This window comes from Bradyrhizobium sp. USDA 4011 (assembly GCF_054063415.1).
Genome location: NZ_JBSSGG010000001.1, coordinates 3,760,249 through 3,772,313 on the forward strand (window position 1 = coordinate 3,760,249; position 12,065 = coordinate 3,772,313).

Annotated in this window: 9 protein-coding genes; 4 read left to right on the forward strand and 5 right to left on the reverse strand. The window is 64.8% G+C overall.

The features are described 5' to 3' along the window. Positions 1–711 precede the first annotated feature (711 nt). The 3 genes from ACVW1C_RS17565 to ACVW1C_RS17575 all read left to right on the forward strand — a co-directional run bounded on the left by ACVW1C_RS17565 (position 712) and on the right by ACVW1C_RS17575 (position 3,758). A complete protein-coding gene (locus tag ACVW1C_RS17565; protein ID WP_456759499.1) occupies positions 712–939 on the forward strand; it encodes a hypothetical protein in 228 nt (75 codons plus the stop codon). A 365-nt stretch (positions 940–1,304) separates the two neighbouring features. Beyond that, positions 1,305–2,510, forward strand: coding sequence for an ABC transporter substrate-binding protein (locus tag ACVW1C_RS17570; RefSeq protein ID WP_456759500.1), 1,206 nt, complete (start codon positions 1,305–1,307; stop codon positions 2,508–2,510). A gap of 207 nt (positions 2,511–2,717) precedes the next feature. Next, positions 2,718–3,758, forward strand: a complete 1,041-nt coding sequence (locus ACVW1C_RS17575) for an IS110 family RNA-guided transposase (protein WP_456759367.1) — start codon at positions 2,718–2,720, stop codon at positions 3,756–3,758. 344 nt (positions 3,759–4,102) lie between these two features. Here the strand turns inward: ACVW1C_RS17575 and ACVW1C_RS17580 are convergent, their stop codons facing one another. The 4 genes from ACVW1C_RS17580 to ACVW1C_RS17595 all read right to left on the reverse strand — a co-directional run bounded on the left by ACVW1C_RS17580 (position 4,103) and on the right by ACVW1C_RS17595 (position 10,921). Then, complete coding sequence (locus ACVW1C_RS17580; protein WP_456759501.1) at positions 4,103–5,065, reverse strand: alpha/beta hydrolase; 963 nt, start codon at positions 5,063–5,065, stop codon at positions 4,103–4,105. Positions 5,066–5,088: 23 nt separating this feature from the next. After that, positions 5,089–6,864, reverse strand: coding sequence for an NAD(P)-binding domain-containing protein (locus ACVW1C_RS17585; RefSeq protein WP_456759502.1), 1,776 nt, complete (start codon positions 6,862–6,864; stop codon positions 5,089–5,091). Between the two features lie 63 nt (positions 6,865–6,927). Next, entirely contained in the window at positions 6,928–10,380 is a 3,453-nt protein-coding gene (locus tag ACVW1C_RS17590; protein ID WP_456759503.1) for an acyl-[ACP]--phospholipid O-acyltransferase, read from the reverse strand. Between the two features lie 283 nt (positions 10,381–10,663). Beyond that, on the reverse strand, positions 10,664–10,921 hold the full coding sequence (locus ACVW1C_RS17595) for a hypothetical protein (RefSeq protein ID WP_456759504.1): 258 nt from the start codon (positions 10,919–10,921) through the stop codon (positions 10,664–10,666). A 52-nt stretch (positions 10,922–10,973) separates the two neighbouring features. Here ACVW1C_RS17595 and ACVW1C_RS17600 point away from each other — a divergent pair, with 52 nt between their 5' ends. Continuing rightward, positions 10,974–11,594 (forward strand): TetR/AcrR family transcriptional regulator, encoded by a 621-nt coding sequence (locus ACVW1C_RS17600; protein WP_456759505.1) that lies wholly within the window; start codon positions 10,974–10,976, stop codon positions 11,592–11,594. On the opposite strand, the gene ACVW1C_RS17605 is transcribed toward ACVW1C_RS17600, so the two are convergent. Beyond that, on the reverse strand, positions 11,595–12,014 hold the full coding sequence (locus tag ACVW1C_RS17605; protein WP_176528546.1) for a hypothetical protein: 420 nt from the start codon (positions 12,012–12,014) through the stop codon (positions 11,595–11,597). It abuts the gene before it with no gap. Positions 12,015–12,065 lie beyond the last annotated feature (51 nt).

Below are 12,065 nucleotides of genomic sequence, written 5' to 3' on the forward strand. Positions count from 1 at the left end.
GGACCCATGGGTGCGTGCTGGCACCCGGCGTTCCCCGCACCCTCTGCTCAAGAAAGAGGGTCAAGCTGCCGCAAAGCTCGGGCCGATCCGGCCGCGAGAGTGCGAGCGCGCACCCTCTCCCGCTGTCTGACAGGTAAATCGATCCGACCACCACGCGCGCGGCAGTGGCGAAGTGAATTCTTCTTTGTGCAATGACGCGCGAAGCAAAACAATCCATCGCACAACGTGAAGAGAGATGGATTGCTTCGTCGCTTCGCTTCTCGCAATGACGAACCGCGTCGCGACGGTTGCGACAAGTCCGCTGACAGCTGCTGCCATGACAGCGGTGTCATTGCTTCCGCAGCTCGCACGTCACGCGAATCCGTGCTGATGCTTCGAGAGCGCGTGAAGAAAGCCTTAACGCACACGCGGCGCACAACGAAGAAAGCCTGTAAATCACGGCAAAAATGGCCTGTCGCGTGGCCATTAATCACAACGTCACGCGATCAATCACGAGCGCATGAGGCGCATGCAAAACGCCACGATCTCTTCCAACTCATGGTGTGCAAACAAGCCGTCCGACACGATTGCGATTCGACGCGGCCAACGCCGCGCGGATCCGAAAACCGTGAAGGACAACTGATTGTGAGGCATGTGCGCCGCACTCTTGGGAAGAAGCCTGGCCGTTCCTACATCACGTCCAAAGAACGACCCCAATAAAGGAATTGGTCAATGCAAGTTCGCGCAGCCGATACGCGCGGAAGACTGGTGCCTGCGCTCGCAACCGCCGCCGTGGCGGTGCTGGCCACGGCAGTCCTGGTCATCCTCGAATTCAACCCGCCCCGCGATGTGCAGGCCGCGGCCGAGCCCGGCATGATCACCGCCGCCGCCGCCAGTAGAGCCGGCGCCACGGTGCTGCCGACCGATCCGGTCACGACCGGCAGCGTGCGCTACCGCTGAGATTAGGAGTTCTCCCTCGCCCCGCTCTTGCGGGGAGAGGGTTGGGGTGAGGGGCTCTCTCCGCCAGCAAGACTCGCGGACGTAGCAGTGCCCCCTCACCCGAATCGCATTGCGCTACGCTCCATGCGATCCGACCTCTCCCCGCAAGCGGGGCGAGGTAAGAAACGCCCCGCACGCGGGGAGATTTCGAGAATCATTCCACATCGCGGCAGGCCACCGCACACTCGCTGATTTCGCCAGCCTCGCTGTTGCAATCCCGCCGCATTTTAGCATCCCTGCCCCGGCGTCTCGCCGCAAGCCCGCCTTCCCAGACCTGCGTTAAGCTCTCCCTCGCGAACAATAAGAACGCCACAGGGAGGCTCACGATGATCTGGAAGGCCATCACGGCTCTAGTCGCGCTTGCGCTCGCGACACAGGCGCACGCCGCCGAGAAGAAATATGGCGCTGGTACCAGCGACACCGAGATCAAGCTCGGACAGACCTCGCCATTCTCAGGCGCGGCATCGGCCTACAGCGTGATCGCGAAGACGCAGGCCGCCTACTTCAAGATGATCAACGACCAGGGCGGCGTGAACGGGCGCAAGATCAATCTGATCACGCTCGACGACGGCTACTCGCCGCCGAAGACGGTGGAGCAGACCCGCAAGCTGGTCGAGCAGGAGGAGGTCGCCGCGATCCTCAATCCGCTGGGCACGCCGACCGGCCTTGCGGTGCGCAAATATCTCAACGACAAGAAAGTGCCGCAGCTGTTCGTCGGCGCCGGCGCCACGCTGTGGGGCGACTATCAGCATTATCCGTGGTCGATCGGCTTCCAGCCGTCGTACCAGGCTGAGACCGCGGTCTACGCCAAATACGTGCTGACGCAGAAGCCCGACGCGAAGATCGCGCTGTTCTACCAGAACGACGACGCCGGCAAGGATTACGGCAACGGCTTCAAGAAGGGCTTAGGCGCCGAGAACACCGCCAGGATGGTGGTGGCGGAGACCACCTATGAATCGACCGATCCGACGGTCGACAGCCAGATCGTGAAGCTGAAAGCCTCCGGCGCCAACGTGCTGTTCATGCACGCGATCCCCAAGCAGGCGGCGCAGGCGATCAAGAAGATCGGCGAGATCGGCTGGAAGCCGGATTTGTTCTTCCTCGCGGCGACCTCGACCTCGGTGTCCTCGGTGCTGAAGCCGGCCGGCTTCGAATATTCCAAGGACATCATCTCGTCCTACTCGCTGAAGGATCCGAACGACCCGCAGTGGAAGGACGATAAGGACGTGATCGCCTGGCAGGACTTCATGAAGAGGTACTTCCCGGACGGCAATCTGCAGGACCAGCTGATCGTCTACGGCTATGTGGTGGCGGAGGCGACGGTGCAGGTGCTCAAGCAATGCGGCGACGACCTCACCCATGAGAACATCATGAAGCAGGCCGCCAACCTCGACATCGCGCTGCCGATGTTCCTGCCCGGCATCAAGGTGAAGACCTCGCCGACCGACTATTTCCCGGTCGAAGCGATGCGGCTGCAGAAGTTCAACGGCGAGACCTGGCAGCTGTTCGGCGACACGATCGGGAATGATTGAGGCGAGTTGTTGAACGCGAACTATCCACACCAAGATTGTCGTCCCTGCGAAAGCAGGGACCCATAACCACGAATGTCCGTGTGGTACGACGTTGGGGCCACAGCCTTCTGCAACAACGGGCTGCGGTGGTTGATGGTGTGGACGGCCCCCTACGGCATCAGTGTGCCAGAATGAGGTTGTTGCAAATCTCAGACATGGGAGCCGTCCGTGAACCAGATTATCCGCATTGGGATGGATACGTCGAAGCATATTTTTGTGCTGCATGGGGTTGATGCGTCCGAGCAGCCGGTCTTACGCAAGAAGCTTTCGCGCAAACTCGTGCTGGAGTTCTTCGCCAAATTGCCGCCGACGGTGATCGGGATGGAGGCCTGCGGGGCGTCGCAATATTGGGCGCGAGAGCTTTCCAGGCTGGGCCATGAGGTGAAGCTGATGGCACCGCAATTGGTGAAGCCCTACGTGATGCGGAACAAGAATGACGGGCGAGACGCAGAAGGCCTGTGTGAGGCGATGAGCCGGCCGAGCATGCGCTTTGTGCCGGTGAAAAGCGCCGAGCAGCAGGCTGCGCTGATGCTGATGGGGGTCCGCGACGGACTGATCGCCCGGCGCACCCAATTGACCAACACGATCCGCGGCCATGCGGCGGAGTATGGCCTGATCGCGCCCAAGGGGCTGGAGGCGATCGAACCGCTGCTGGCGCGGATCGCGCAGGACGAGACGCTTCCCGCTCTGGCGCGCGAGCTGTTTGCCATGCTGGGCCGGGAGTGCGTCAGGCTCGAGGACGAGTTGGAGGCGGTTGAGGCCAAGCTGATGGCCTGGCACCGCGGCGATGCCACGGGCCGGCGCCTGGCGCAGATTCCGTCGATCGGTCCGATCATTGCAACGATGCTGGTGATGAAGACACCTGATCCGGCCGCGTTCCGCTCAGGTCGTCACTTTGCGGCTTGGCTCGGCCTCACGCCCAAGGACCACTCCACCGCAGGCAAGACCAGGCTTGGCAAGATCACGCGGGCGGGCGATGAGGACCTGCGCCGTCTGCTGGTCGTCGGGGCCACGGCGGTGATCCAGCAGGCCAGGCGCGGACGCGGTCATCACTCGCGCTGGCTACTGGCGCTGATCAAGCGCAAGCCGCCGAAGCTTGCGGCCGTAGCGCTTGCCAACAAGGTGGCGCGCATCGCCTGGAAGCTGATGGTGACGGGTGAGAGTTATGACGCCGCACGGCTGAATGCCGCTACGACGGGTACCGCTTAACAGATTGGCCGGCCGGCGGGCTCGCTCGCCGACCGACCGACCGGAGCTGCAAGAGCAGATGGAGCGATCGATCGAGCAACGATGCGAGACAATCCGTGGGACCCATCGGCCGTCAACAGGTCGCGTGGTTGTTTGGAACTCGCATCGCGCAAACCATCTTGGCCAGCGATTCATTCGATCGCACTCAACAGGCCGGACATATGGATGCAAGCGATCCGATCAATCCCAGAAAGCTCTTGTGCCACGGGGGCCGTCCACATATGGGTCCCGGCTCGCGCTTCGCTTGGCCGGGACGACGAGGAGGTTAGACTCCCTTCTCCAACCACGGCCGGGACGACGGGAGGTTAGACTCCCCGCTCCAGCAGCACCCGAAAATCCGCCCGCGCGCGCTGCGCCTCGGCGCGCGCCGCCTCCGACGCATCGCCGAGGCCAAAGTAGCCGTGAATCAGGCCTTCGCCGGTATGATACGTCACGGGCACGCCGGCCGCCTGCAACGCCTCGGCATAAGCATGGCCCTCGTCGCGCAGCGGGTCGAACCAAGCCGTGGTGACGACAGCCGGCGCGACACCGGCGAGAGACTTCGCGCGCAGCGGCGAGACGCGCCAGTCAACCCCCTGCGCGGGATCTGCGAGATAATGCCCCGCGAACCACTGCATCGTCGCACGCGTCAGGAAATAACCCTCGGCATTCTCATCGCGCGACGGAAATCTCGCGTTCTCGCCCGCATCGGCAAAACTGCCTGCTACGTCGGTGACGGGATAGACCAGCAATTGACCGGCAAGCCTGATGCCGGCGTCGCGGCAGGCGAGCGCCGTGGTGGCGGCGAGATTGCCGCCCGCGGAATCGCCGGCAACGCCGACGCGGGAGAGATCGCCGCCGAATTCGGCGATGCGCGCGACGACGTCGCGGATCGCGGTGAACGCATCCTCGAAGGCGCCGGGAAAGCGCGTCTCCGGCGGGCGGCGGTAATCGACCGAGATCACCACCGCGCCGGTCTCGATCACGAGGTTGCGCGCCTGGCGGTCATGGGTCTCGAGATCGCCAGCGACCCAGCCGCCGCCGTGGAAGAAGATCACGGTCGGCGCCGTGCCACGGCCGTTGCGATAGAGCCTCGCCGCGAGCTTGCCCACCGCGCCCGCGACCGCGATGTTCTCAGCCACATCGACCGGCGGCGGCGGCACCGCGGCCCGCGCATCGGCCAGCGCGCGGAGCGAATCGCGGCAGCTCTGCGGCGTCATGGTTGCGGGATCGCGCAGCGGCAGCAGCGGGATGATTGTCTCAATGACGGGATCGAGCGGAAGCGGCATGGGAATCCTTGAGTGCTTGCAGTTCAGGTCAGATGCTTGGAAAGGCTGCCGGCCTCGATCGCTGCGATTTGGAGCGCGATGAAGTGGCTGTAGATGCGGGCCTGCGAGAACGCGCCGCCGGTGAACCAGAGGCCGGGCTGGCCCGTGCGCGTCCACATGTTGCGCAGTTCCTGCGTCGCATCGTCGAAGCCCCAGACGCGGCCGACGCGCGCTGCGACGTCGTCGCCGAACAGCCTGCCCACCAGATGGTCAGGGCCCTTGTAGCCGGTGGCGAGCACAAATAGCTCGGCGTTCAGCGTCGTGCCGTCCTTCAGCGCGAGGCCATCGGCGGTAAAGCCGGCAATGTCGGCTGCCTGGATCAGGCGCATCTTGCCGTCGGCGATCAATTCGGAGCAGCCGACATTGAAGTAATAGCCGCCGCCGCGGGAGCGGAATTTCAGCGGCCAGCCGGTGCCGTCCTCGCCGAATTCGAGCCGGAAGCCGGCGCGCTCCAGCCGCGACAGCAAGGAGGCATCGAGCCGCTTCACCTCGTCGGTGATGATCCGGTGGGCGATCTTCATCACTGGCAGCGGCACGCCGGAATTGAGGATGTCGCGCACCTCGATCGGCGGACCGTCGCCGAGATAGGTCCTGTCGTAGAGCTGCGCGGGCTCGACATTGACCACCATGGTCGGGCTGCGCTGCACCATGGTGACGTCGGCGCCCGCGGCGTGCAGCTCCTGGCAGATGTCATGGGCGCTGGTGCCGGTGCCGAACACGACCACCGAGCGCCCTGCCCATTCGCGTCCCACTGCGAACGCGCTGGAATGCAGCACCCGGCCCTCGAAGCGCTCGATGCCCGGGATCTTGGGGATATTCGGCGTGCCGCTGACGCTGGTCGCGAGCACGATGTGCTTCGGATGCAGCGTACGCGGACCGTCAGGCCGTTGCAGCGTCGCGGTCCAGCGTTGCGTGGCGTCGTCATAGCGCGCGCCTTCGAACGAGGTCTCGGTCCAGAAGTCGAGCTCCATGATGTCGACATAGCTCTCCAGCCAGTTCGCGATCTTGTCCTTCGGGATGTAGTCCGGAAAGGTCGGCGGGAACGGCAGGTAGCGAAACAGATTGACCGGCGTCTTGTTGTGCAGCTTGAGGCCGCGATAGCGCAGCCGCCAATTGTCGCCGATGCGCTGCTGGCGATCGACGATCAGGGCATGGAGCCCGATCCGTTTGCACTCGACGGCGGCCGCGATGCCGGCATGGCCGCCGCCGACAACAAGCACATCAGGCTCGCGGTCGGCATAGGCGCACGAGGTCTGCCGCTGCTCCAGCCAGTCGGGCGCGGCGAAATCGCGAGCGTGCGATTGCTCGGCGGCGTGCGTCGCGCGCGCGTCGCAGATGCGGTCGAAGTCGGGCATCGTGGAGAACGTCCACGCCGCGGAATTTCCACCCCTCTCATGCAACAGGCGGACCGCGCCGGTGCCGGGGCCATTCGACGTGTCGAAGGTGAAGACCGCCTCGATCACCTCGCGTCCGGCCATCACGGCCCGCCGCGGTATCAAGGCACGGTCATCGAGACGAAAGCCGCGCGCTTTCACTGCGCCTGCGCGCGCGAGCAACTCGGCGACGACGCGCTGCCGTCCGCTGAATGTCGCAAAATGCCAGGAGATGCCGAGGATGTTGCGCCAGTGGCTGTCGGGCGCAAACAGCGCGGAGAGAGCATCAGCGGAGCGGCGGGCGAGCGCCGCGTCCAGCGTGGCGATCCAGCGCTCGGCCAGGAGTTCAGGCGCGTCCTCGGTAGCCGGGTTCAGTTTGTCCAGCATGATCGTGCTTTCTCGGGAGCAGTTGCCGTCTATCTGACAACATGCTCCCGAAAAGCACAACCATCATGCGACGTGTTGCTGCAGTGATTCCGGCTCGCTCTCGTCGCCGGCGGGCTCGGCCTGCGTTGCGGGCGCAGCGGCAAGTTCCTTGGCAAGCGCAGTGGCGCCGACATAGTCGGTCTTGCCGGAGCCGAGCAGCGGCACCTTGTCGACGACACGGATGTCGGCGGGCACCGCGAGCTCGGAGGCGCCGACGCTCTTGGCCTGGCGCTGCATCGCGGCGCGGTCGGCATCCTTCTGAGTCGTGAGCAGCACGATGCGTTCGCCCCTGCGCGCGTCGGGGATCGAGACCGCAACCGACATCGCCTGCGGCCACAGCGCCGATGCCATGGTCTCCACCGCCGAGAGCGAGACCATCTCGCCCGCGATCTTGGCAAAACGCTTGGCGCGGCCCTTGATCGCGATGAAGCCCTGCGCATCGACCGTGACGATGTCGCCGGTGTCGTGCCAGCCTTCCGGCAGCGGCTCGAGCACGCCGGGATTTTCGGCGCGGAGGTAGCCGATCATCACGTTCGGGCCCTTCACCGACAGCCGGCCGCCTTCCTCGATGCCGGGGACCGGATCGAGGCGGTACTGCATCAGCGGCGAAATGCGGCCGACGGTGCCCTGGCGGTTTGCCATCGGCGTGTTCATTGCCAGCACCGGCGCGGTCTCGGTGACGCCATAGCCCTCGAGAATGCGGATGCCGTAGCGCTCCATGTAGATCTGCCGCGTGCGCTCCTTCACCGCTTCAGCGCCGGCAATGACCAGCCGCAGCGTGCGGAAATCATAGGCATGCGCCGAGCGCGCGTAGCCGGTGAGGAAGGTGTCGGTGCCGAACAGGATGGTGGCACCGGTCTGGTAGATCAGCTCGGGCACGATCCGGTAGTGCAGCGGCGACGGATACATGAAGATCGGAATGCCGCCGAGCAGCGGCATCATCATGCCGCCGGTCAAACCGAACGAGTGGAACACCGGCAGGACGTTGAATACCTTGTCGTTGGCATTGGCATCGACCCGCGCCAGCGCCTGCGCCGCATTGGCGAGGATGTTGCGGTGGGACAGCACGACGCCCTTCGGCGTGCCTTCCGAACCCGAGGTGAACAGAATGACCGCGGGATCATTGGCCTGGCGGGCGACGCGCGGCGCGATGCCGGCGCGGAAGCCTGCGATCTTGTCGGCGAGGCCGATGCCGGCCCTGACATCCTCGAGATAGACGACGCGCGCCTGGCCCGCCATCGCCGTGATCAGCTTGTCGAGCTTGCCCTTCTCGATGAAAGCCTGCGAGGTCAGCACGGTCTTCACCTGCGCCGCCTTCATCGCGGCCAGCACGTTGACCGGACCGGCCGAGAAGTTGAGCATCGCCGGCACGCGGCCGATGGTCTGCAGCGCCATGAAGACGACGGCGACGCCGGCCGAGTTCGGCAACAGCACGCCGACATTCTCAGCCACGGCGGTGCCCTGCTCGAGCTTGCGGCTCAACACCTGCGCGCCGAGGATCAGCTTGCGATAGGTCAGCTTGGTGCCGAGCGCGTCCTCAATGATCGGCTTGCCGGTGTCGCGGTCGCGATAGGCGTGGCGGAGGCCCTCGAACAGCGTCTGGTCGAGCATCGCGTTCTGGACCATGGCGTCGATCATGACGTCCTGCAGCGCGGCGCCGGCGGCATTGCGGCGCGCCTTGCCCTTCAGCGACTGGTCGATCGGCAGCTTCACCGGCGGCAGGATCGAGATCGTCACCTTGGGGAACCAAGAGCGCTTGATCTCACCATTCTTGAGATAGCTGAGATGCGAACGTTGGGCGCCCTCAATGCGGACCGGGACGACGACCGCATCGGCCTTGTCGGCGATCATCGCGGTGCCGTCATAGACCTTCATCAGCGAACCGGAGACCGTGATGCGCCCTTCCGGGAAGATCACGACCGGCTCGCCTGCGGCGACCAGCTTGATCAGGTCGCGCGCGGCCAGCGGCTTGGATGGATCCATTGTGTAGTGCTTGATCATCTTCAGGAATGGCTTGGCCCACCACGCCTTGGCGATGCCGGTGTCGACCGCGAAGCTCGCGTCGATCGACAGCATGGCGTGCAGCAGCGGACCGTCGACCAGGCTGACATGGTTGGGCGCGATCAGCATCCGCGTGCCTGATGGAGGCAGGTTCTCCATCCCGCGCACCTCGAGGCGGAACAGCGCACGGAACAGCAGCGCGCCGAAATCGCGCACGCCTTCCTTGCCCCACTTGTTCAGCACGAACCAGACGGTGCCGAAGCTCGCGATCGCCAGGCCGAAGAAGATCCAGGCGATCGGCAGGCCGACAGCTTGCAGCGCGCCGACGAACACCGCGCCGGCAACCATGAAGCCTGCCTGCAGGATATTGCCGGCAGCGATGATGCGGGCGCGCTCGGACGGCGCGGTCCAGGCCTGCACCGCCGCAAACGACGGCACCACGAACAGGCCGCCGCCGAACGCGAACAGGAAGAAATCAGCCAGCATGCGGAAGCCGCCGAACGAGGCCGCGAACGCCGCCGCGGTAACCTCGTTGCCGAGCGAGGTGGTGGCGATCGCCCAAGCGAGGTCGAGGCCGATCACGCCCATCACGATGGCGCCGATCGGCACGAGCGCGAGATTCGGACGGACGTGGCTCAGCTGCGCGGCGAACAACGAGCCGGCGGCAATACCGATCGCGAAGACGGCGAGACACAGCGTGACCACGCCCTCGGTGCCGCCGACGCCTTCCTTGATCAGCGCGGGCAGCAGCGACAGCACGATCGCGCCGACCATCCAGAACCAGGACACGATCACCATGCCGTCCCACAGCCGCTGTTCGGCGTAGAGCGCCTTCAACAGACGCACCGTCGAGGTCCAGGGATTCTTGGTGATCGGCAGATCAGGCGCGGACGGCTGCGTCACCGGAATGCGCGACGCAAAGCCCCAGGACAGCACCGACAGACCGACCACGGCGGCACAGATCCAGCCCATATGGCTGGCGCCGGCGACGAACATGCCGCCCGCGATGGTGCCGATCAGGATCGCCATGAAGGTTGCGCCCTCGACCAGCGCGTTGCCGGTCGCGAGCTCGGAAACCGAGAGCTGGTCGGGCAGCACAGCATATTTCACCGGGCCGAACAGCGCGGCGACGATGCCGAACAGCGCCAGCGCGATGAACAGCAGCGGGATCGAATGGGTGAAGAAGCCGGCTGCGGCGAAGGCCGCGGCGAAGATCTCGAAGAACTTCAGCCGGCGCGCGACGACGGATTTGATGTAGCGGTCGGCGAGCTCGCCGCCGAGTGCCGACAGCACGAAGAACGGCGCGATGAAGACCGCACCCGCGAGCTGGACCAGCGCCGGCCCCTGCTCGTTGGCGACGCCATACAGCAGCATGATGACCAGCGCGTTCTTCAGCACGTTGTCGTTCAGCGCCGAGCAGAACTGCGACCAGAACAGCGGCGCGAAGCGGCGGGACGTCATCAATTCCTTGATCATGACCGGTTCCTTGGGTTAGCGCGCGCAGCGCTGGCAGGTCTGCGAATTCGCGTGGCTGAGAATGGTGGGCGTGGTGAAAATGACGAGGATGCCGCAGCCTTTAGTCTTTTCCGCAACGTATCGGTTCGAACCAGCGCAGGTCGGCGCCGGGCGGCGCGACAATGCCCGGCAGAAATGTACGAGACCTTATCCAAGGTTGTGGTCGATCGACATCGAAACGGGTTCGCGAGGGACATGGTGAGCGCTTTGTTGAGGCTTCGGCGACAATTGCGAAGTGGGCGCGTCAGGTCAGATCACTCAGGCCGCCGAACGGCGACCATCGGCAGTGGCGTGACTTGCAGCGGCTACCCCGCTGGGCCGCCGGGCGCGGCGCGCGCCGATCGGCGCGCCGCTGCTCCAGGACACCTGCGACGTCGCAGGCGCGGGCGATCCGCTCGATCGGCGCGCTCGCCAGGGCGAATATCGCGCGGGCAAAGCCCTTCACGAGCTCGATCGCGTCATCGACAAAGGTGGTGGTCAATTGAAGTGCTAGGGTCTGCATGTGAGTGGCCTCCTATGCCAACTTGAGCAACGCTCAAATAAGTAGCCTGAAAATGAACATTGTTCAAGACGAATCGCGACGCGACCGGAAAAAACTTCAGCGGCGAGGTCTGCTGATCGAGATCGCGCGCCGGCACATCGCCACTAAAGGATTGAGATCATTGAAGGTTCGTGATGTTGCCGAGGCCGCCGGCTGCTCCATCGGCAGCGTCTATAATGAATTCGGCGACTTCGACGGCCTGATCCTGACCGTGAACCGGGAGACCGTTCAGGCCCTGACCACGCGGCTCAAGGCGGTCCCGGCCGACGATCCCCTGCGCCAGCTGCACGGGCTTGCCGACGCCTATCTCGGCTTCGCCACCGAGCACGCCAATCTGCTGCGCTCGCTGTTCGAGCACCGGATGGAGGACGACCGGCCGTTTCCGGAAGATATCCTGGCGATGGTGATGGATGCCTTTGCGCTGATGCACGCGCCGCTGGTGCGGCTATTGCCCGATCGCGATTCCGACGACGTCGCGCTGCTGTCGCGGACGATGTTCTCCGCGGTTCACGGCATCATCTCGCTGGGCCTCGAGGAGCGCGTGGTCGCGGTGCCGCCGGAGCAGTTGCGCGAACGCCTCGCGCAGTTCGTCGACACGCATCTTGCAGGATTGGGCGTCACGCGCAGTGCGTAGCTAGACCCGGGTGCGGGCGATCGTGCCGGCGACGATCTGCATCGTGACGCCGAGCACCCAGCCTGCCATGATCGCCGCGGTCCAGGCGATGTCCGGCTCGCTGCGCAGCACGACGACACCGACCGAGAAGAACGCGACCATGGTCGCGAGGAAGGTGCCGACCGCACTGAGCAGCTCCGCCGCGTCGATCTTGCGTGTCGAGCTCCCATCCTTCGGATGAAACAGCTTTGGCGGCGTGTCGATGCCGAGATAGAAGCCGATCGCGCCGCCCAGCATCATGATCAGCAGGAACGCCTGCGACGTCAGCGCCGAGACGCTCGAGCCGACATGGATGGCGACGAACAGACCGCTGGCTGCTCCCGCCAAGGCGAGGCCGAAGCGCTCCAGGATATGGGCAAATTTTCTGACGCGGCTGCGCATTGCTGTGCCTCATCAATGAATTGCACCGCTGGTCAGGCTAGGCCTTTTCGT